22 protein-coding genes are annotated in these 18,286 nt (G+C 66.9%); 7 read left to right on the top strand and 15 right to left on the bottom strand.

The genetic code is table 11. The features are described 5' to 3' along the window. From VL52_RS18015 to VL52_RS18000, 4 genes are all read left to right on the top strand, one after another. Positions 1-451, top strand: a 451-nt coding sequence (locus tag VL52_RS18015) for a 1-phosphofructokinase family hexose kinase (RefSeq protein WP_046158327.1), incomplete at its 5' end; no start/stop codon positions are given. Positions 452-481: 30 nt separating this feature from the next. Beyond that, positions 482-2,140, top strand: a complete 1,659-nt coding sequence (locus tag VL52_RS18010) for a PTS fructose transporter subunit IIC (RefSeq protein ID WP_046158326.1) — start codon at positions 482-484, stop codon at positions 2,138-2,140. Between the two features lie 184 nt (positions 2,141-2,324). After that, positions 2,325-4,202 (top strand): NAD(P)-binding protein, encoded by a 1,878-nt coding sequence (locus VL52_RS18005; RefSeq protein ID WP_046158325.1) that lies wholly within the window; start codon positions 2,325-2,327, stop codon positions 4,200-4,202. Between the two features lie 13 nt (positions 4,203-4,215). Beyond that, positions 4,216-5,448 carry a cytochrome c gene (locus VL52_RS18000; RefSeq protein ID WP_046158324.1) on the top strand — a complete coding sequence of 411 codons (1,233 nt, stop codon included), beginning with the start codon at positions 4,216-4,218 and terminating at the stop codon, positions 5,446-5,448. A gap of 74 nt (positions 5,449-5,522) precedes the next feature. Here VL52_RS18000 and VL52_RS25070 read toward each other — a convergent pair whose 3' ends face one another. The 7 genes from VL52_RS25070 to VL52_RS17970 form a co-directional block, all read right to left on the bottom strand. Then, positions 5,523-5,675: a hypothetical protein gene (locus VL52_RS25070; RefSeq protein WP_160298962.1), complete on the bottom strand. Its 153-nt coding sequence runs from the start codon at positions 5,673-5,675 to the stop codon at positions 5,523-5,525. Between the two features lie 40 nt (positions 5,676-5,715). After that, entirely contained in the window at positions 5,716-6,351 is a 636-nt protein-coding gene (locus tag VL52_RS17995; protein ID WP_046158323.1) for a glutathione S-transferase, read from the bottom strand. After that, positions 6,348-6,887, bottom strand: coding sequence for a GNAT family N-acetyltransferase (locus VL52_RS17990; protein ID WP_052729391.1), 540 nt, complete (start codon positions 6,885-6,887; stop codon positions 6,348-6,350). Before VL52_RS17990 ends, VL52_RS17995 begins: the two co-directional genes overlap by 4 nt. Next, the gene (locus VL52_RS17985; RefSeq protein ID WP_046158322.1) at positions 6,871-7,287 is read right to left on the bottom strand and encodes a GFA family protein; all 417 of its coding nucleotides are present in this window, start codon (positions 7,285-7,287) and stop codon (positions 6,871-6,873) included. Before VL52_RS17985 ends, VL52_RS17990 begins: the two co-directional genes overlap by 17 nt. Positions 7,288-7,368: 81 nt before the next feature. Beyond that, positions 7,369-7,824 carry a hypothetical protein gene (locus VL52_RS17980; RefSeq protein ID WP_046158321.1) on the bottom strand — a complete coding sequence of 152 codons (456 nt, stop codon included), beginning with the start codon at positions 7,822-7,824 and terminating at the stop codon, positions 7,369-7,371. A gap of 37 nt (positions 7,825-7,861) precedes the next feature. Then, positions 7,862-8,755, bottom strand: a complete 894-nt coding sequence (locus tag VL52_RS17975; protein WP_046158320.1) for a LysR family transcriptional regulator — start codon at positions 8,753-8,755, stop codon at positions 7,862-7,864. A gap of 154 nt (positions 8,756-8,909) precedes the next feature. After that, positions 8,910-9,695: an enoyl-CoA hydratase gene (locus VL52_RS17970; protein ID WP_046158332.1), complete on the bottom strand. Its 786-nt coding sequence runs from the start codon at positions 9,693-9,695 to the stop codon at positions 8,910-8,912. Positions 9,696-10,048: 353 nt separating this feature from the next. On the opposite strand from VL52_RS17970, the gene VL52_RS17965 reads away from it, so the two are divergent. Further along, positions 10,049-10,726, top strand: coding sequence for a sulfite exporter TauE/SafE family protein (locus VL52_RS17965; protein ID WP_046158319.1), 678 nt, complete (start codon positions 10,049-10,051; stop codon positions 10,724-10,726). Here the strand turns inward: VL52_RS17965 and VL52_RS17960 are convergent. From VL52_RS17960 to VL52_RS17935, 6 genes are read right to left on the bottom strand one after another with little or no spacing between them, the layout of a single operon-like run. Continuing rightward, positions 10,707-11,603, bottom strand: coding sequence for a metal ABC transporter substrate-binding protein (locus VL52_RS17960; RefSeq protein WP_046158318.1), 897 nt, complete (start codon positions 11,601-11,603; stop codon positions 10,707-10,709). The two genes, VL52_RS17965 and VL52_RS17960, sit on opposite strands and share 20 nt — an antisense overlap. Positions 11,604-11,621: 18 nt before the next feature. After that, complete coding sequence (locus tag VL52_RS17955; RefSeq protein WP_046158317.1) at positions 11,622-12,497, bottom strand: metal ABC transporter permease; 876 nt, start codon at positions 12,495-12,497, stop codon at positions 11,622-11,624. Continuing rightward, positions 12,497-13,240: a metal ABC transporter ATP-binding protein gene (locus tag VL52_RS17950; protein ID WP_046158316.1), complete on the bottom strand. Its 744-nt coding sequence runs from the start codon at positions 13,238-13,240 to the stop codon at positions 12,497-12,499. The genes VL52_RS17955 and VL52_RS17950 overlap by 1 nt, the downstream gene beginning before the upstream one ends. Next, positions 13,237-13,422: a hypothetical protein gene (locus VL52_RS17945; protein ID WP_046158315.1), complete on the bottom strand. Its 186-nt coding sequence runs from the start codon at positions 13,420-13,422 to the stop codon at positions 13,237-13,239. The genes VL52_RS17950 and VL52_RS17945 overlap by 4 nt, the downstream gene beginning before the upstream one ends. Further along, positions 13,419-14,336, bottom strand: coding sequence for a CobW family GTP-binding protein (locus VL52_RS17940; RefSeq protein WP_046158314.1), 918 nt, complete (start codon positions 14,334-14,336; stop codon positions 13,419-13,421). Before VL52_RS17940 ends, VL52_RS17945 begins: the two co-directional genes overlap by 4 nt. Before the next feature lie 13 nt (positions 14,337-14,349). Further along, entirely contained in the window at positions 14,350-14,784 is a 435-nt protein-coding gene (locus VL52_RS17935; protein ID WP_046158313.1) for a Fur family transcriptional regulator, read from the bottom strand. A 143-nt stretch (positions 14,785-14,927) separates the two neighbouring features. On the opposite strand from VL52_RS17935, the gene VL52_RS17930 reads away from it, so the two are divergent. Then, positions 14,928-15,356, top strand: a complete 429-nt coding sequence (locus VL52_RS17930) for a c-type cytochrome (protein ID WP_046158312.1) — start codon at positions 14,928-14,930, stop codon at positions 15,354-15,356. A 377-nt stretch (positions 15,357-15,733) separates the two neighbouring features. Next, positions 15,734-16,174 carry a c-type cytochrome gene (locus VL52_RS17925; RefSeq protein WP_046158311.1) on the top strand — a complete coding sequence of 147 codons (441 nt, stop codon included), beginning with the start codon at positions 15,734-15,736 and terminating at the stop codon, positions 16,172-16,174. 133 nt (positions 16,175-16,307) lie between these two features. Here the strand turns inward: VL52_RS17925 and VL52_RS17920 are convergent, their stop codons facing one another. Beyond that, entirely contained in the window at positions 16,308-17,612 is a 1,305-nt protein-coding gene (locus VL52_RS17920) for an ATP-binding protein (RefSeq protein WP_046158310.1), read from the bottom strand. After that, positions 17,609-18,274, bottom strand: coding sequence for a response regulator (locus tag VL52_RS17915; protein ID WP_046158309.1), 666 nt, complete (start codon positions 18,272-18,274; stop codon positions 17,609-17,611). The genes VL52_RS17920 and VL52_RS17915 overlap by 4 nt, the downstream gene beginning before the upstream one ends. Positions 18,275-18,286: the final 12 nt, after the last annotated feature.

The raw sequence follows: 18,286 nt of genomic DNA, 5'->3' as shown, positions 1-18,286 counted from the left end.
CGGCTCGCCGCTGGCCGCCGCGCTGGCCAACCCGCCCGAAGCGCTGCCCGACTGTGTGAAACCCAACCGCGAGGAGCTGGCGCAATGGGCCGGCCGCCCGCTGCCCGGCCTGGGCGACGTGGTCCGTTGCGCGCGCGGCCTGCAGCGGATGGGAGTCGGCCGGGTGGTGGTGTCGCTGGGCGAACAAGGCGCGCTGCTGGTGGACGCCGACGCGGCGCTGCTGGCCAGCCTGCCGCCGCAGCGGCCTTTGAGCACCGTGGGCGCCGGCGATGCGCTGGTGGCCGGCCTGGTCGCCGCCCGGCGCCAGGGCCTGGACGCGGCCGACAGCCTGAGGCTGGCGGTGGCCTTCGCCGTCGCCAAGCTGCAGCGCGTCGGTCCCCATCTGCCGCCGGAACAACAGATACGAGAGCTGGCCGCCGCCGTCAGCCTGCAAACCCTGGACGCGGCCTGAGCCGCGCCCGCTTAGCAACAGGGGAAACACATGAGCATCGTCGCCATCATCCGCGCAGGAGAACGCAGCACCCAGGCCAGGCTGGCCGCCGAAGCGCTGCGACAGGCCGCCCAGCGTCAGGGCAAGCGGATAGACATCGAAATCGACGGACAACCGGCGCTGGACGCGGATCGCCTGCAGGCCGCCAGCCAGATCCTGCTGGTGGACTGTCCCGACGACGGCCGCGCCGGGCAGCGGCCCGCGCGCCATGCCACGCTGGACGCGGTACTAGCCGATCCGGCCGCGCAGCTGGATGGCGCGGCGGCGACCGAGCGCGCGCTGAGCATCGTCGCCATCACCGGCTGCCCCACCGGCATCGCCCACACCTTCATGGCGGCCGAGGGGCTGGTCCAGGGCGCGAAGGCGCTGGGCCACGCGATGCGGGTGGAAACCCAGGGCTCGGTCGGCGCGCAGGACGCGCTGACCGACGCCGAGATCGCCGCCGCCGATCTGGTGGTGATCGCCGCCGACACCCAGGTGCAGCTGGACCGCTTCGCCGGCAAGCGGCTGTTCAAGAGCGGCACCAAGGCCGCCATCGGCGACGGCAAGGCGCTGATCCGCCGCGCCATCGAAGAAGCGCGGCCATGGGAAGGCGCAGGCTCGGCCACAGCCGCGAGCCCGGAAAAAGCCAAGGACGGCCCCTACCGCCACCTGATGACCGGCGTGTCCTTCATGCTGCCCTTCGTCACCGCCGGCGGCATCCTGATCGCGCTCGCCTTCGCGCTGGGCGGCATTTACGCCTTCGACGACGCGCACAAGGGCACCCTGGCGTGGTCGCTGTTCCAGATCGGCGCCAAATCCGCCTTCGCGCTGATGGTGCCCATCCTGGCCGGCTACATCGCCTATTCCGTGGCCGACCGCCCCGGCATCGCGCCCGGCATGGTGGGCGGCATGCTGGCCGCCAGCCTGGGCTCCGGCTTCCTGGGCGGCATCGCCGCCGGCTTCATCGCCGGCTACGGCACCCGCGAATTGAACCGCCGGATCAAGCTGGGCCAGCATCTGGACGGCCTGAAGCCGGTGCTGATCCTGCCGGTGCTAGGCTCGCTGCTGACCGGCCTCTTGATGATCTACGTGGTGGGCCAGCCGGTGGCCGCCGTGCTGTCGGCGCTGACCGAGGCGCTAAAGGGCATGCAGGGCAGCAGCGCGCTGGCCCTGGGCGCGCTGTTGGGCGCGATGATGGCCTTCGACATGGGCGGTCCGGTCAACAAGGCGGCCTACGCCTTCGCCACCGGCCTGATCGCCAGCCAGGTGTACACGCCGATGGCCGCGGTGATGGCCGCCGGCATGACGCCGCCGCTAGGGCTAGCGCTGGCCACCCGATTATTCCGCGACCGCTTCACCGCCGACGAGCACGAGGCCGGCAAGGCCGCCGCGGTGCTGGGCCTGGCCTTCATCAGCGAAGGCGCCATTCCCTTCGCCGCCCGCGATCCCTTCCGCGTGATCCCGGCCTTGATGGCCGGCTCGGCGCTGGCCGGCGCCGTCTCGATGACCATGGGCGTGCAACTGAAGGTGCCGCACGGCGGCGTGTTCGTGCTGCCCATCCCCAATGCGGTGGAACACCTGCTCAGCTACCTGGCGGCGCTGGCCGCCGGCACCCTGGTCACGGCATTGGCGCTGGGCCTGTTGAAGAAGAGAATCGCCCTGGCCTGATCCCGCCGCCGCGCGGCCCCATCCCATCCTCCCAGGCCCGGCTCAACCGGGCCTGTTCGTTTCCCTGCCTCGATTCGTCATTCCCGCAGCATAAAAATTAACTATATTTACAATTTGTTATAATGGAACGCCAGACAGCACGCAGAGGCTGCTGGTTTATTCCAACAACAACACAGGAAAAGCCATGTCCATTACCCGACGAGACTTCCTCAACGGTTTTGCGCTGACGGTGGCTGCCGGGCTCACTCCGCTGGAAATCCTCCGTGCCGCACCCCGACAGATCAGCGCCAGCTACTACCCGCCTTCGCTCACCGGACTGCGCGGCAACCATGACGGCTCCTTCGAGAACGCCCACAAGCTGGGCCGCGCCCACCACGCGTTCAACCTGGGCGGTGCCAAGGTGGAAGAGCAATACGACCTGGTGGTGGTAGGCGGCGGCATCAGCGGCCTCGCGGCCGCGCATTACTACCGCAAGAAGCATCCGCAAGCCAAAGTACTGATCCTGGACAACCACGACGACTTCGGCGGCCACGCCAAGCGCAACGAGTTCAAGGTCGGCAACCGCCTGATGCTGGGCTACGGCGGCACCGAATCGCTGCAATCGCCCAAGCACGTGTTCAGCAAGGAAGCGCTGGCGCTGATGAAGGAACTGACCATCGACATCGATGGCCTGGCCAGCCACTTCCACCGCAATTTCTATCCCGACCTCAAGCTGTCGCGCGGCGTGTTCTTCAATAAGGAAGACTTCGGCATCGACAAGACCGTAGGCGGCGACCCCTATCTGCAGGTGGCGGACGACATCGATCCCAAGCGCCTGAACGCGCGCCCGATCCGCGACTTCATCAACGACTTCCCGATGTCGAAGCAGGACCGCGACGCGCTGATCGCCCTGCACACCAGCACCCGCGACTACCTGGGCGACATGCCCAAGAACAAGCGCGAAGCCTATCTGGCCAAGATCAGCTACAGCACCTACCTGTCCCGCCACGTCGGCCTCAGCGCCACCGCGATCCGCTTCTTCCAGTCGCGCAGCAACGACTTCCAGGCAGTGGGCATCGACGGCCTGCCGGCGCTGGACGCGCGCAACCTCGACCTGCCGGGCTTCCACGGCGTGGCCGGCCTCGGCAAGATCAGCGCCGAGGCGGAAGCCGAGCTGCGCGACCCCTACATCTACCACTTCCCCGACGGCAACGCGTCCATCGCCCGCCTCCTGGTGCGCAAGATGATTCCGCAGGCGGCGCCGGGCAAGGACATGAACGACATCGTGCTTGCCCGCTTCGACTACAGCAAGCTCGACCTGCCGGAAAATCCGGTGCGGCTGCGGCTGAACAGCACCGTGGTGCGCGTGGAAAACGCCAAGGGCCCGGTGGACGTCGGCTATCTGGACAAGGGCGGCAGGCTGCGCCGCGTGCAGGGCCGCCACGTGGTGATGGCCTGTTACAACATGATGATCCCGCACATCATGCCGGAGCTGGAAAACGATCAGAAGCAGGCGCTGGCGATGAACGTCAAGGCGCCGCTGGTCTACACCAAGGTGGTGCTGAAGAACTGGGACAGCTTCATGAAGCTGGGCGTGCACGAGCTGTACTGCCCGTCGATGCCGTACAGCCGCATCAAGATGGATTATCCGGTGGACATCGGCGGCTACCAGCATCCGCGCAAGCCGTCAGAGCCGATGTGCCTGCACATGGTCTACGTGCCCACCATCGCCGGCTCCAATCTGGACCCGCGCACCCAGTGGAAGATGGGCCGCGCCAAACTGCTGGCCATGCCGTTCTCCGAGCACGAGAACATGATCCGCAGCCAGCTGCAGCGCATCCTCGGCCCCGCCGGCTTCGACCACAACCGCGACATCGCGGCCATCACCGTCAACCGCTGGTCGCACGGCTATTCCTACTTCCTCAACTCGATGTACGACGACGAAGAAGAGTCCAAGCGCATCATCGCCACCGCCCGCCGCCCGGCCGGCAAGGTGGCGATCGCCAACTCCGACTCCGACTGGAACCCGTACACCCACGCCGCCATCGACCAGGCATGGCGCGCCGTCAACGAGCTGAGCTAACAGGAACACCGTGATGAAACTGATGAAAACCCTGGGTCTCGCGGCCCTGCTGGCCTGTGCGGCGAACGCCGCGCTGGCGCATGTCGACACCGACGGCGTGCGCCGCGGCGCCTACCTCGCCCGCGTGTCGGACTGCATCGCCTGCCACAGCGCGCCCGGCGGCAAGGAAAACGCCGGCGGGCTGCCTATGGACACCCCGGTGGGAAAGATCTACTCCACCAACATCACGCCGGACAAGGAAACCGGCATCGGCAACTACAGCTACGAGGACTTCGCCCGCGCGCTGCGCCGTGGCGTGGCCAAGGAAGGACATTCGCTGTACCCGGCCATGCCCTACACCTCGTTCGCCCGCATCAACGACGATGACATGCGCGACCTGTACGCCTACTTCATGCACGGCGTCGCGCCAGTGAAGCAGGCCAACCGCGACAGCGACATTCCCTGGCCGCTGTCGATGCGCTGGCCGCTGACGCTGTGGCGCTGGATGTTCCACGACGACAGTCGCTACCAGCCTGACGCCGCCAAGAACGCCGAGTGGAATCGCGGCGCCTACCTGGTGCAGGGCATGGCCCACTGCGGCACCTGCCACACCCCGCGCGGCGTCGCCTTCCAGGAAGTGGCGCTGAGCGAGAAGAAGCCCGGCTACCTGACCGGCGCGCAGCTGGCCGGCTGGTACGCCGGCAACCTGACCGGCGACGCGCGCGAAGGCCTGGGCGGCTGGTCGGCCGACGAGCTGGTGCAATACCTGCAGACCGGCCGCAACCGCTACACCGCGGCATTCGGCCCGATGGCGGAAGTGGTGCACTACAGCAGCCAGCACATCAACACCGCCGACCTGTCGGCGATCGCCGTCTACCTGAAGAGCCTTCCGGGCGCGGGCGCGGCCGACGTCGCCCCGGTGCGCACCGGCGCCACGTTGTTCTTCGAGAACTGCGCCACCTGCCACCAGGCCAACGGCCAGGGGCATGACAAGGTGGTGCCGGCGCTGGCCGGCAGCTCGGCGGTGATGGCACGCGACGCCACCTCGCTGATCCGCGTGGTGCTGGAAGGCGGCGTCAACGCCCGCACGCGCCACCTGGCCTGGGAATACAGCATGCCGGGCTACGCCCAGCAGATGAACGACCAGGAGGTGGCCGACGTGCTCACCTATATGCGCCAGAGCTGGGGCAACGCCGCCAGTCCGGTGGCTGCCGGCGACGTGGCCAAGGTGCGCGGCATCGTGGCCGACGACGCGCATCAGAAGTAATTCCATCAAGCGTCAACGACAACGCCGCCGCATTGTGAAATGCGGCGGCGTTTTATTGTGTCATCGCAGCAGGGTCAGGGCGCAGTCAGCGTGAACACATCGCCGCACTTCACCGTGTTGCCCTTGCCGTAGACGTCGAGAACGATCTGCCGCCCGGACTGCACCGCGCTGACGATGTCGCCGGTAGTGAAGCAGTAATACCAGCCGCCGCTGCGGTCGTTGATCACGCCCCAGGAACATGCAGGATATGTTATTTGACGCAGCGCATCAAAAACGGACCGGATACGCGCCATCTCCATACGGCGCAGCCCGGAACGCGTCCAGAGCCTCCGCCCGCGCGGACAGGGCGGCCAAGGCCGGATACTCATCTTCCGGCACGATGTCAGCCGTCATCCGCCTGCTGAAGTGCCAGGCGACGGCAGTGCTCAACCAGGCCTGATCAATGGCCCCGCCGCCGATGTCCGGCACGCCGGATGCCAGCTCCCGCTCCAGTTCGTCGTAAGCGGCCAGCAACTGGCTGCTGATCCGCTCCAGCCAGGGCTGGTAGCGCGCGTCTTCAGGGCGCAGCTTGCGCTCGTAGACGATCTGCACGCTCTTCTCGCAGGCCGCCAGCGCCAGCCCCGTCACCCGCAGGCTGCGCAGCAGGCGCTGCGGATCGGACGGCAGCAGGCTGCGCCCCGGCGCGATCGACTCCGCGTACTGCAGGATCAACGTGGAGTCCATCAGCGCCGTGCCGTCGTCGCAGATCAGGGTGGGAGCCTTGACCACCGGATTGATCTCCCGGAAACGGCCGAATGCGCTGAACACCGACAAGGGATGGTGTTCGAATGGAAGGTCCAGCAACTGCAGGGAAACCGCGACGCGGCGGACATAGGGGGAATCCAGCATGCCGATCAGCTTCATGGCGCTTCTCCATCATGGGCAAAATCAGTTGAAGGCGGCCACAGCCATTGCGCCAACGGCTCGCCGTCATCGTCCAGCCTCACCTCGCCGCGGACGAAACCCAGCTTGTCCGCCACCCGCGACGACGCGGCATTATCCGGATTGATCCGCGCCAGCACCCGGCGCGCGCCGCCGCGGATGACCGCCTCCTCCAGCAACAGCCTCACGGCGGCCGCGGCAATGCCGCGTCCACGCCGCAGGGGGGCCACACCGTAGCCGATCTCCACCAGCCCCAGGCAGGGAGCTCCCTTGAAGCCGCAGGCGCCGACAATCGCGCCGCGCTCATCGATCATCGCGTAGGGCAGGCTCCAACGCTCGGCCACGCCTGACGCCAACAAACGCAATGCCCGACTTGCCACCTCCGGCGGCGGCAAGGCGCCCTCCTCGCAGCGGCGGCCCAGGCTTGCCGGCTGCCTGCCATCGGCCAGATCGGCCAAGGCCTCGGCCGAAAAGGCCTCCAGCCGGATAAGGGGAAGGCGATCAGACGAAACGGACATCGGGGATCCAGTTGCGGGCGCGCCGCGCCAGCCTCTCCGTTTCGCTCTCGCCATCGAACGATACGTCGGCCGCATCGCCCAGCGGCAGGCCAGGCGTCTCGAAGGCGTTGACGCTGACCACGGCGCGCAAACGGCCGCCGATCTCGCTGGTGACCAGCGGCGCGGCGCCGCAATCGGAACAGATGTGGAAGTCGGCGGTACGGGTGCCGAAGCGGTAATGCGATACCCCCTGCGGATTGCGCAGCGTCACCTCCAGCCTGCCGGCGGGAGAGGTGGTCCAGACGCCGCCATGCTTGCGGCAGAAGCCGCAGCCGCAACGACGAGCGGGGATCGCCGCGCCGTCGGGCCAGTCGAGGTCGAAGGAAATATTGCCGCAGTGACAGGCGCCATGGATTCTCATCGCACGCTTTCCCCTGATGCCCATCTCCGGGCCGATGCGGTCAGCATACCATGCGCCTGCGCAAACCGCGGCGACCGCGGATCAGGATTGCCGCAGCACGCGCCTCACATCGCGGGCGGCTTTCAGCGGAATGCCGGAAAAGTTGGTGGCGGCGAAATGCCCGGCCTGCCGCGACGCGGTGGACAAGGCCGCGCCGGAAGCGCAGCCCACCTCCAGCGCCTGGCGCACCGCCGCGATCGGCGCCGCCCCGTCATCGGGCAGCTGCCGCGCGATGCTGCGTCCCATCTCGGTCCACAGCCTCTCGGCAGCCAGCATCAATCCACGCTGGATGTCGGCCTGGGCCTGCCATATCGAGGCGCCCGCCAGCAGACCGCCATCGATCCGCCGCTCCATCTCCCCTTCCGACAAGGCGAAGCTCGGCGTGATCGACGACAGCCAACAGCTGCACGCCTCCTGCTGAGCGTCCAGCCAGCGGCGCTGCCCCTGCTCCACCGCGCCGCAATATGTTTCCATCGCTCCGACTATCCATCTGGCCATGCGGCCTCCTCATTCGACGGCGCTCGCGCGCCCGGACTCACGTTTGCGGACAGGGAAGCTCCCAGACCGCCAGCAACTCGCGCAACAAGGTTTCCAGCACCGGATCGCCGGTCCGGTCGGCCGGATAGACAAACTGCAGCTCGGCGCTCTTGCGCAGGTCAGGCACCAGCCGGACGCGCCCGGCGGCCTCCCAGGCCAGCGCGTCTTCCTCGCGCACCAGAGCCGCGCCCACGCCTGCGGCCACCAGCTCCAGTATTACAGACAAGTGATCGCTCTCCGCCACCTTTTTAGGCGAGATATTGAGTTCCCGCCACAACTCGGCGGTGATCTTGGACAAGCTGGAAAACTGCGAGATGCCGACCCAGGGCAGCTTGCCAAGCTCCTTCAGCCGCCCTTCCGCCGCCTGCCCCGCCCAGGCCGGCGGCAAGGCGACGCGGAAATTCAGCATCCGCAAAGGCACGGTGCTGACGTTCATATAGGGGTTCTTGCCCAAGTAGAAGCCGGCGTCCAGCTCTTTCTTGCGCACCAGATTCAGCACATCCACCGATACGCCATGGGTGAGCTTCACCTCCAGCAGCGGGTGGGCGTCCGCCAGCGCCGCCACCCATGGCCCCAGCTTCAGGAGGTCCGGCATCAGCGTCACGCCGATGCGCGCCTGTCCCGACAGCTGGCCCTTCAGCTGCTTGGCGTGGTTGATGATGTCGCGCGCGGCGGCCAGCACGCCCTGCGCCTGCGGCAGCAACTCCTGGCCGGCCCGGGTCAGGCTGACGCCGCCGGCGCTGCGCTCGAACAACTGCATGCCCACTTCTTCCTCCAGGGCCTTGATTTGCGCGGTCACCGCCGGCTGCGACAGATGCAGCAACTCGGCCGCCTGCGTCAGGTGGCCTTGCTGGGCCACGGTGACGAAGGTGCGCAACTGGTAGATTTCCATGCTCTCCCCTGCGATGCCGGCCGCAGGCGTCCGCGGCCGAATATGCCAAATGACGACTAGGCTAACATGGCAGACGCCGCCAAAACAAAGCCGCCGGCGGCAAAACTTGCGCGCAGGCGGCTGTCGTCATATCGGCTCGCAAAGCGGCGACGGCTCAGTCGTCGTCGTCCTGCGCCCAACTGGGCGCGCGTTTGGCCAGAAAGGCGGCCACGCCCTCCAGTTGTTCCGAACCGCCCACCAGCCCCAGCGTCGCCGCGCGCTCGCGCTTCAGATGCTCGTCCAGATTGAGATTGGGGCTGTCTTCGATCAGCTTGCGCGCGGCGGCCACCGCGACCGGCCCCTGCCCCGCCACCTTGTTGGCCAGGCTGACCGCGACGATCTTGGCGAAGCCCTGATCCACCACCTCTTCGATCAGGCCTATCTTCAGCGCCTGCTCGGCCGACACCACCTCGCCGCCCAGGATGATGCGCTTGGCCCAGGACACGCCCACCTTGTCGGCCAGCGTCTTGGTGCCGCCGGCGGCGGGAATCAGACCGACCTTGGCTTCCGGCAGGCCCAGCTTGGAGCCGCGCTCGGCGATGATGTAGTCGCACACCAGCGCGCACTCCAAGCCGCCGCCCAGCGCGAATCCGTTGACGGCGGCGACAGTGACGCCGCGGTAGGCGCGTATCGCCTGCAGCGCGTTGGCGAAGGCCTGCAGCACCACATCCGCCGCGGCCTTGTCGCCAGCGGCGAACTGCTTCAAATCTGCTCCGGCGGAAAAAAACGCGTCGCCGGCGCCGGTAATCACCACCGAACGCACGTCATCATCCGCATTCAGCGCCTGCAGCGTCGCCGTCAGCTCGTTCAGGCCATCGGTCGTCAGCAGATTGGCAGGCAGGTTGGAAAGCGTGATGATGGCCGATTTGCCCAGCCGTTCAAGTGTCAGATACCTGGCCATATTGTGTTCCTCATGTATCCCCATTCCTTTTCATTGCAGCCCAGGCCGGATCGATCCGCCTTACGCGGCAATCGCTCCCATATCCCAGCCTGGCTCCGGGCTTGGACCGCGTCCGTCTTATAGACAGCGCCGCCCTTCTTGTCTCGCCCAAGCCGCCATTTTCTTTGCAAACTGTACTTTTGGCCAGTAGGCGAAACAATTATCTTCAACCTTTTTTGTAGAATGACTGTTTCAACAATGCCAAAAAGAATCGAACAAACCGCCGCAAACCCCGTCATCAAGCCAAATCGGCACGTTCAAGCCGCTACGTCATGCCCTCTGTTACCATAGAGCTTTCCTGAAGCGCTTGCGGCATGATTGAGACAAATTTCTGGATCTTGTTCCTCGCCGGCCTGCTGGGCGGCGGGCACTGCGTCGGCATGTGCGGCGGCATCGTCGCCGCGCTCACCCTGCACCAGCCGCCCGGCTACGCCCGCTGGCGGGTGCTGGCCGGCTACAATCTGGGACGCGTCGCCAGCTACGCGCTGATCGGCGCCTTGCTGGGCGGACTGGCGGCGGGCGGGCTCAGCCTGGCCTCCACCCATGCCTGGCAGCTGGGTCTGGCCTTGCTCGCCGATCTGATGCTGATCGCGATGGGCCTCTATCTGGCGGGATTCGCCCAGGCCGTGGTAGCGCTGGAAAAGCTGGGACAACCGCTTTGGCGGCGGGTGCAGCCGCTGGTGGGCCGGCTGCTGCCGGTGCGGTCGGCCGGCGGCGCGGTCGCGGTCGGCGCGGCCTGGGGCTGGCTGCCCTGCGGCCTGGTGTACAGCGCATCGATCTCGGCGCTGGCCAGCGGATCGGCCTGGAACGGCGCCGGCATGATGCTGGCCTTCGGCCTGGGCACCTTGCCCAATCTCTTGCTGATGGGCGTGTTCGCCGACGGCCTGCGGCGCTGGATGCAAAAACGCCCGGTGCGGCTGGCGGCCGGACTGGGCGTGGCGGGAATCGGCGTGTGGAAGCTTGCTCAACTCGTCAGCGGAACGATTTCATGATGGTGTCGACGTTGTAGCGCATCAGCTGCAGATAGCTGGCAGCCGGGCCGCTGGGGCCGGACAGCGCGTCGGCGTACAGCTTGCCGCCTATCCGCACCTTGGCTTCGGCCGACAGCTGCTTCAGCAGCCTGGTGTCGCTCATGTTCTCCATGAAGATCGCCGTCACCCCTTCTTTCCTCACCTGGCGCGTCAGCTGCGCGACCCCCTTGGCGGAAGCCTCGGACTCGGTGCTGACGCCCTGGATCGCCAGCACCTTCAGCTGATAGCGCTCGCCCAGATAGCCAAAGGCGTCGTGCGAGGTCAGCATCTTGCGCTTGGCGGCCGGCACCGCGGCGAACTGCTGCTTCGCCCAGTCGTCCACCGCCTTCACCTTGGCGGCGTAATCGGCCGCGCGGCGCTGGTACTCGGCCTTGCCGGCCGGATCGGCCTGGATCAGGCCGGCGCTGATGTTCTTGATATAGGTCTGCACCCGCGCCGGGTCATGCCAGGCGTGCGGATCGACGTCGCCGTGGTCATGGCCGTGATCCTCGTCGGCATGCTCCTCTTCCGGCGCCTGGCGGGTCTTGATGCCCTTGGACGCCACCACGGTCGCGCCGCGGAAGTTGGCCGCCTTGTCAAGACGCGACATCCAGCCCTCCAGGCCCAGACCGTTGGTCACCAGCACCTTGGCGGCGGATACCTTCTTGATGTCGGCCGGCGACGGCTGGAACACGTGCGCGTCCTGGTCCGGACCGACCAGCGACACCACTTCCACGCGGTCGCCGCCGATCTCGCGGGTCATGTCGGCGATGATGCTGAAACTGGCCACCACCGGCACCTTGGCCAGCGCCAAGGCCGGCATGCCCAGCAGCAGCAAAGCGGCTAGAGTCTTCTTCATGGGTTTTCCCCTATCGGTTCAAGATTCGAGATGCCGCGCGCGGATATAGCGGGGCAAGGCTCCGCCCACCGGCGCGAACAACAAGGACAGCAGGTAGACCACGCCGGCCAGCAGGATGATGGCGGGGCCGGATGGCAGTTCGAAGTGATAAGACAGCAGCAAGCCGCCGAGGCCGCTGAGGAAGGCGATGCCCACCGCCAGCGCCAGCATGGCCTCGATGCGCTCGGTCCACAGCCGCGAGGTGATCGCCGGCAGCATCATCAAGCCCACCGCCATCAGCGTGCCCAGCGACTGGAAGCCGGCCACCAGGTTCAGCACCACCAGCATCAGGAACAGCAGATGCCACCAAGCGCCGCGCGCGCCCACCGCGCGCAGATAGACCGGGTCCAGGCTCTCCAGCAGCAGCGGCCGGTAGATGACGGCCAGCGTCAGCAGCGTCGCCGTGGCCACGCCGGACACCAGGTACAGCGCGGCGTCGTCCACCGCCAGCACCGAGCCGAACAGGATATGCATCAGATCGACATTGCTGCCGCCCTTGGACACCAACAGCACGCCCAGCGACAGCGACAGCAGGTAGAACGCCGCGAAGCTGGCATCCTCCTTGATGCTGGTGAAGCGGGTGGCGAGACCCGCCAGCAGCGCCACCAGCACGCCGGCGACGAAGCCGCCCAGGCTCATCGCCGGCAGGCTGAGGCCGGCGAACATGAAGCCGACGGCGGCGCCCGGCAGCACCGCGTGGCTCATCGCGTCGCCCATCAGGCTCATGCGCCGCATCACCAGAAACAGGCCGATGGGGCCGGAGCCCAGCGCCAGCGCCAGGCAGCCGGCCAGGGCGCGGCGCATGAAGGCGAACTCGACGAAGGGCGATACCAGAAGATCGTACAAATGTTGCATCAGGCTCTCGCTCCATCCAGGCCACAAACCGGCGCCTGGGACTGCCAATGGGCGGCGGTGTCCACCGCGCGCCGCAGATTGTCATCGTTCAATACCGCGGCGCTTTCGCCCCAGGCGATCACCTCGCGGGCCATCAGCAGCGTGTGCGGAAAATGCGCCCTCACCTGCAGCGCGTCGTGCAGCACCGCGATCACGGTGCGCTTCTCGCGCCGCCACTGCGCCACCAGGCCCAGCAGGTCTTCCGTGGTCTTGGCATCCACCGCGTTGAACGGCTCGTCCAGCAGAATCAGCCTGGCGTCCTGCACCAGGATGCGGGCGAACAGCACGCGCTGGAATTGGCCGCTGGACAACGCCGCGATCGGCCGCAACGCGAAGTCGGCCAGCCCCACCTGCTCCAGCGCCTCGATCGCGCGGGCCATGCCGTCGCGCCCCACCCGGCCGAACGGCCCGCTCTGGTGCCACAGGCCGGTGCCGACCAGCTCCAGCACGCTGACCGGCATGCTGCGGTCGATCTCCGCCTGCTGCGGCAGATAGGCGATGTCGGAGCGGCGGTGGCCGTTCAGGTCCACATGGCCGGAATCCGGCGTCAGCGCGCCTATCATCGCCTTCAGCAAGGTGCTTTTCCCGGCGCCGTTGGGCCCGAAAATCGCGGTGGCGTCGCCGTCGGCGAAGCGGCCGCTGATGTGGTGCACCGCCGGATGACGCTGGTAAGACACCGTCAGGTTGTTCAGGATGATGCTCATGCCAGCTCCCGCAATGCCCACCACACCAGCAGCCACAGGCCAGCCAGCGGCAGCAGCGTCAGCGCGACGCGCTGGCCGGCCGACATGGCCAGCAGGCTCAGCGGCGGGCGCAGATTGGAGGCGGTGACATGGCGGTGCGGCTCGTGCGCGTGGCCGTGATCGTGCGAATGCGATCCGCTCATTCCAGGCACTCCTTCAGCCAGGCTTCCACCGCGGCGGCGTCGAATTCCGGCGCGATCAGCTCGAAGCGGCTGTCGCGGCGCCAGGACACCTGGGCGGCGCCCCACTGCCCGGCCGCCCAGTTCAGCCACACCCAGCTGTCCAGCACGCGGAACACGCCCTTGGCGCGCACCAGGCCCGGCACTTTGGCGGGCAGGTCGTCGAACAGCCGCGTCAGCCGCTCGCCGTCGAAATTCAGTTCCGGCTCGAAAGTCCAGCCGGCCGATTGCCACGCGCTTGTGTTGTCAGGCAGCACCGCCGGGCGGTAGCGCGGCTTGGCCGCCAGCTCGGCGTCCAGCCAGGCGACGTCCAGCTGGCCGTCCTTCACCTCGCCGACCAGCGACTTGGGCGGAAACAGCGCCGCCGCCTGCGCGCGGAAGGCTTCCATGGTCGGGATGTCGGCGGTGTCTATCTTGTTGGCCACCAGCACGTCGGCGATGGAGATCTGGTCGCGGTACAGCGGCTGGCGGTGGTAATCGGGCTGGATGAACTGGCGCGGGTCCACCAGCGTCAGCACCGCGGCCACTTCCAGCGCCTCGCCCAAAGGCTTGGCGCGCAATTCGTCGATGACGCCGGCGGCGTGGGCCAGGCCGCTGGCTTCGATCAGCAGGCGGTCCGGCTTCTCGCGGCGCAACAACGTGGCCACGGTGGCGGTCATCTGCGGGCCGGCGACGCAGCACAGGCAGCCGCCGGCGATCTCGGCCACCGCCAGCTCGTCGTTGAGCAAGGCGGCGCCGTCTATGCCCACTTCGCCGAATTCGTTGACGATCACCGCCCACTTCTCGTGCTGCGGGCGATTGGCGATCAGGTGGCGCAGCGCGGTGGTCTTGCCCACGCCAAGAAAGCCGGTAAACAGATTGACTTTGGTCTTGTTCATGATTTCTTCAGATTCAGGCTGCACAGGACTGGCAGCGTCCGGCCAGCACCAGGTTTTGCGGGCTGAGCGCGAAACCGGCGGCCTGCGCCATCTCGCGCAGCCGGGCCAGGCCGCTGGCGGCGTCCACCTCGTTGACGCGGCCGCATTGTTCGCACACCAGGATCAGGCTCTCGTGCTGGCAGTCGAAGTGCTCGCAGACGATGAAGCCGTTCAGCGCGTCCACCTTGTGCAACAGGCCGAGCTCCACCAGGAAGTCCAGCGCGCGGTAGACGGTGGGCGGCGCGGCCGAGCCGCGCTGCTGCTGCAAGTCGGCCAGCACCTGGTAGGCCTTGACCACGCCGCGGCGGTTCAGCACCAGTTCCAGCACCTGGCGGCGCAGATCGGTGAGCTTGCTGCCGCGCGCGGCGCAATGGCGCTCGGCGGCGGCGAGATAGACGGTGGGGTCCATAGGATATGGCATCAGCTGAATAATGAGCGAATGTTACTGTATAACATCACAACCATTCAACCATTTACATAATGCGGGTTTTGACGGTCCGCCCGCTGTGATAGGCTGCGGGCGTCTTTTCATGCCAAAAAAGGAAGCTTTCGATGAAAAAGATGTTAATGGCGTCGCTGGCGCTGCTGATCGCCGGCCAGGCGTTCGCCGCCGATCCGGCCAGCCAGCGCAAGGAGACGTTCAAGCAGTACAAGCCGGTGGTCGGCGAGATGGGCAAGATGGTCAAAGGCGAAATTCCTTACAACAAGGACGAATTCGCCAAGCAGGCCGCCAAGCTGGAACAGCTGTCGCAGCAACCCTGGCAATACTTCCCCGCCGGCAGCGGCGCGGGCAAGACTGACGCCAAGCCCGAAATCTGGAGCAAGCCCGCCGACTGGCAGAAAGCCATCGACAACCACAAGGCCGCCACCGCCAAGCTGAAGCAAGTGGCGCTGACCGGCGATCTGGCCGCGATCAAGGCCCAGTTCGGCGCCACCCAGCAGACCTGTAAGGCCTGCCACAAGGATTTCCGCAAGGATTGATCCCTTCGGGCCGCCCACCCGGCCCCATTTCCCGCCGTCATCGATATAATCGGCTTAGAGCCTGTTTACGATCTTTTTGTGGCATCGGCCATTTTCTGCCGGATGCAGGGCACGAAAAACGGCCCGCCGCAGTGTCATTCACTACAAGGGCCGCTTGACAAAGCCATGCGCCGACAGAGAATGGCCCCGGAGGGCAGCCCAGCCAACAGGCCAGATGCAAGGCGGAGGGCGTAGGCCTTGGTGATTCCAAGGCCTAGCCTGACAACGCGGCAGATGGCCTGTTGGCTGGGCTGTGATGCTCGCAGAAAGATCGTAAACAGGCTCTTACGGCGCGCCGCGCCGGCATTCGACAAGCATAGCCATCCATTCGAGACGCCATGAACAAGACATTGACCGCGCTGCTGCTGGCAGCGATCGCCATTCCCGCCGCCCACGCCGACACGCCGGCCGAGATCCGCAGCCAGGCCTTCAAGAAGATGCTGCTGCAATCGTTCGAGCCGATGGGCATGGCGGTGCGCGAACGCGCGCCCTACGACAAGGCGAAGTTCGAGCAGCAGGCGGAAGCGATGAAGACGCTGGCCGCGGAACCGTTCAAGCACTTCCCGGCGAACAGCATCACCGGCAAAAGCCGCGCCAAACCGGAAATCTGGAGCCAGCCGGCCAAGTTCCAGGCCGACCGCGACGTCTTCCTGAAGTCGGTGGACAACCTCGCCGCCGTCGCCAAAGCCGGCGACCTGGCCGCCATCAAGAAGGCCTACGGCCAGGTGGCGCAGAACTGCAAGACCTGTCACGACGCCTTCCGCGGCCCGGAAAAATAAGCGCCCCGCGCGACGAGAATCAAAAAGCCGGCTACGTGCCGGCTTTGTCGTTTGGATCGTTTTTGATCTGTTCAACGTTTTGGAGCGGGACAACCGCGCGCAAAACACCTTGCCCGCCGCCGCTCCGCCAACATCAATCCCGCGCCGGCAAAGTCAATATGACGCGCAAACCGCCCGCCTCTTCCGCGCGCAGCGCCAGCCGCCCGCCAAAACGCTCGACGATGGCCGCCGCAATCGCCAGACCCAGGCCGCTGCCGCCATCCGCCGACTGGCGCGCGCGCCAGAACCGCTGCGTGGCCCGGGCCATGGATTCTGCGGATAGGCCCGGGCCTTGATCGGCCACTTCAAAATGCAAACAAGCCCCTTCTCTCCAGACGCTCAGCCGCACCAGCGAGCCTGGCGGCGAATAACGCAAGGCATTGTCCAGCAAATTACGCAGCGCCGTCACCGCCAGCGCCTGCGGCAGCGCCAACTGAGCCTGCGGCGAAGGACCGATGGCGATGCGTTCTGGTTGGCGCGGCGCGGCGTCGCGCGCCGCCAGATCCACCACCTCGCTCGCCAAGGCCACGCCGCCATCCTCCCAGTCAAACTCGCCCTCCACCCGCGCCAGGGTCAGCAGCTGACTGAGCGTGTTCTGCAATCGGTCCGCGCCGTCCTCCGCGCGCGCCAAGGCAGTCTGCGCGTCATGCCCCTGGGTGATGCGCGCCACTTGCAGATGGGTTTTGATCGCCGTCAGCGGCGTGCGCAGTTCATGCGCCGCATCGCTGGTCAAACGCCTCTCGCGCGAAAGCGCCAGAGCCATTTTCCCCAGCAAATCGTTCAGGCTGGCGACCAAGGGCTGCAAATCGCCAGGCAAATTACGGGAGTCGACCGGCTCCAAAGCATCCGGAGCTCGGCGCGACAGCGCTTGGCGCAGGCGCTCCAGCGGCAACAGGCCCTGGCGCACGCCAAACCACAAGGCGATCAAGCTGCCGGCCAGCGCGGCGATGAAGGGCACGGCCGCGGCCCAGCGCACCGTGGCCAACAACGCGTCGCGCTCAGTCAGCCTGTCGGCGGTGGTCACCAACAGGCCATTGGCCTCCACCGTGTAACTGCGCCAATGCACGGCGCCTATCTGCTGATCGGCGTAGCCCAGCGGCAAACGGGACGCCTTCACCTCGGGCGCGCCGGGCGTACGCAGCAAAACCTCGCCGCGCACCGAAACGATCTGGCAGGCGATGCCGGCGTGGATGCCGGCAAAGCTTGGCAACGCCCCCGCGCGCGGCGACGGCAGCTGCGCCATCAAACCGGCCACCATCTGCGCCGACATCGCCAGCCGCTGATCCAGCGTGCGGCGCAGCTGACGGTCCAGATCATGCAAGGTCCAGGCCGCCACCCCGCACCACAACAGGCTGAGCGAGACGCCGATCAACAGCAGCAAACGCAGGCGCAAGCTCATGCGCCGGCCCGTCCGTAGCGATATCCCAAGCCGCGCACCGTCTCCACGATCTCCGGCCCCAGCTTGCGCCGCAAATGGTGGATGTGGACGTTGAGCGCATTGCTTTCGATTTCCTCGCTGTAGTCGTACAGCCGGTCTTTTAGCTGCTCCGCGCTGAGAATGCGGTCGCGCGCCTGCATCAGCGCCGCCAGCAGCGCCAGCTCGCGCCGCGCCAACGGCACCGCCTGGCCATCAAGCCAGGCCTCGCCTCGCAGCGGGTCCAGCCGCAAGGGGCCGTCTTCCATCACATCCACGCTGCGGCCGCCCGCGCGGCGCTGCAAGGCGTGCAAGCGCGCCACCAACTCATCCAGATCAAACGGCTTGAGCAGATAATCATCCGCGCCGGCGCGCAGCCCGGCCACCCGGTCCGCCACGCCGTCGCGGGCGCTGAGCACCAAAATGGGCAATGCGATGCCTTTGGCGCGCAACCGCGCCAGCAAACGCATGCCGTCTTCGTCCGGCAGGCCCAGATCCAAAATCATGGCGTCGGCGTCCAGCGTGGCCAGCGCCGCCTCCGCCTGCGCCGCCGTGCCCACGCCATCCACCACCAGACCATGGGCGCGCAAACCCGCGGTGATGCCCAGCGCGATCAGTTCATTATCCTCCACCAGCAATACCCGCATGTCGCCCTCCTT

The sequence above is a fragment of the Chromobacterium vaccinii genome (assembly GCF_000971335.1).
Classification (GTDB): Bacteria; Pseudomonadota; Gammaproteobacteria; order Burkholderiales; family Chromobacteriaceae; genus Chromobacterium; species Chromobacterium vaccinii.
Note: the sequence above shows the minus strand (reverse complement) of the source record. Positions and strands in the feature narration are given on the sequence as shown.

Excerpts from the sequence above, each read along its gene's own strand:
- VL52_RS18010 (WP_046158326.1), top strand. The coding sequence starts at position 482 with ATGAGCATCGTCGCCATCATCCGCGCAGGAGAACGCAGCACCCAGGCC.
- VL52_RS18005 (WP_046158325.1), top strand. The coding sequence starts at position 2,325 with ATGTCCATTACCCGACGAGACTTCCTCAACGGTTTTGCGCTGACGGTG.
- VL52_RS18000 (WP_046158324.1), top strand. The coding sequence starts at position 4,216 with ATGAAACTGATGAAAACCCTGGGTCTCGCGGCCCTGCTGGCCTGTGCG.
- VL52_RS17995 (WP_046158323.1), bottom strand. The coding sequence starts at position 6,351 with ATGAAGCTGATCGGCATGCTGGATTCCCCCTATGTCCGCCGCGTCGCG.
- VL52_RS17990 (WP_052729391.1), bottom strand. The coding sequence starts at position 6,887 with ATGTCCGTTTCGTCTGATCGCCTTCCCCTTATCCGGCTGGAGGCCTTT.
- VL52_RS17985 (WP_046158322.1), bottom strand. The coding sequence starts at position 7,287 with ATGAGAATCCATGGCGCCTGTCACTGCGGCAATATTTCCTTCGACCTC.
- VL52_RS17980 (WP_046158321.1), bottom strand. The coding sequence starts at position 7,824 with ATGGCCAGATGGATAGTCGGAGCGATGGAAACATATTGCGGCGCGGTG.
- VL52_RS17975 (WP_046158320.1), bottom strand. The coding sequence starts at position 8,755 with ATGGAAATCTACCAGTTGCGCACCTTCGTCACCGTGGCCCAGCAAGGC.
- VL52_RS17970 (WP_046158332.1), bottom strand. The coding sequence starts at position 9,695 with ATGGCCAGGTATCTGACACTTGAACGGCTGGGCAAATCGGCCATCATC.
- VL52_RS17965 (WP_046158319.1), top strand. The coding sequence starts at position 10,049 with ATGATTGAGACAAATTTCTGGATCTTGTTCCTCGCCGGCCTGCTGGGC.
- VL52_RS17960 (WP_046158318.1), bottom strand. The coding sequence starts at position 11,603 with ATGAAGAAGACTCTAGCCGCTTTGCTGCTGCTGGGCATGCCGGCCTTG.
- VL52_RS17955 (WP_046158317.1), bottom strand. The coding sequence starts at position 12,497 with ATGCAACATTTGTACGATCTTCTGGTATCGCCCTTCGTCGAGTTCGCC.
- VL52_RS17950 (WP_046158316.1), bottom strand. The coding sequence starts at position 13,240 with ATGAGCATCATCCTGAACAACCTGACGGTGTCTTACCAGCGTCATCCG.
- VL52_RS17945 (WP_046158315.1), bottom strand. The coding sequence starts at position 13,422 with ATGAGCGGATCGCATTCGCACGATCACGGCCACGCGCACGAGCCGCAC.
- VL52_RS17940 (WP_046158314.1), bottom strand. The coding sequence starts at position 14,336 with ATGAACAAGACCAAAGTCAATCTGTTTACCGGCTTTCTTGGCGTGGGC.
- VL52_RS17935 (WP_046158313.1), bottom strand. The coding sequence starts at position 14,784 with ATGGACCCCACCGTCTATCTCGCCGCCGCCGAGCGCCATTGCGCCGCG.
- VL52_RS17930 (WP_046158312.1), top strand. The coding sequence starts at position 14,928 with ATGAAAAAGATGTTAATGGCGTCGCTGGCGCTGCTGATCGCCGGCCAG.
- VL52_RS17925 (WP_046158311.1), top strand. The coding sequence starts at position 15,734 with ATGAACAAGACATTGACCGCGCTGCTGCTGGCAGCGATCGCCATTCCC.
- VL52_RS17920 (WP_046158310.1), bottom strand. The coding sequence starts at position 17,612 with ATGAGCTTGCGCCTGCGTTTGCTGCTGTTGATCGGCGTCTCGCTCAGC.
- VL52_RS17915 (WP_046158309.1), bottom strand. The coding sequence starts at position 18,274 with ATGCGGGTATTGCTGGTGGAGGATAATGAACTGATCGCGCTGGGCATC.